Source organism: Maribellus luteus (assembly GCF_003576475.1).
GTDB lineage: Bacteria > Bacteroidota > Bacteroidia > Bacteroidales > Prolixibacteraceae > Draconibacterium > Draconibacterium luteum.
Window position 1 is genome coordinate 1 of the sequence record NZ_QWGR01000337.1, and the last position, 503, is coordinate 503.

The 503-nt window shown below is 64.0% G+C and carries 1 pseudogene; it reads right to left on the reverse strand.

Annotated elements, in window-relative coordinates:
- A pseudogene (locus tag D1614_RS29135) lies at positions 1-435 on the reverse strand (ornithine decarboxylase); the annotation flags it as partial.
- Positions 436-503 lie beyond the last annotated feature (68 nt).

The window sequence follows — 503 nt, forward strand, 5'->3', positions numbered from 1 at the left end:
CTCGGCGCCTGCGCAATCGTAGAGAATGCGGCAGAACACCTTCGCGCCGGGCGCAGCACGGGCGACCTTCTCGACTTCGGCGGAGCAATCGACCGCGAACATGCGGATGCCGAGCGCGTAGGCGCGCGCGATATCACGCTCCTTCTTGATCGTGTTGCCGAACGAGACGCGGTCAGGCGTCGCACCGGCGGCCAGCGCCATTTCGATTTCGGCGACGGTCGCGGTGTCGAAGCACGAGCCCATCGAGGCGAGCAGCGACAGCACTTCCGGCGACGGGTTTGCCTTCACCGCGTAGAACACGCGGCTGTCCGGCAACGCCTTCGCGAAGGTCTGATAGTTGTCGCGCACGACCTCGAGGTCGACGACGAGACATGGCTCGGTGTCGAGGCCCTCGCTGCGGCGGTTGCGCAGGAATTCCTGGATACGATCGGTCATAGCACCCTCCCAAACGGCCCTGCGACGGGACGTCCAAAAATGATGTCGGTATGAGCGATAAGCCTTTG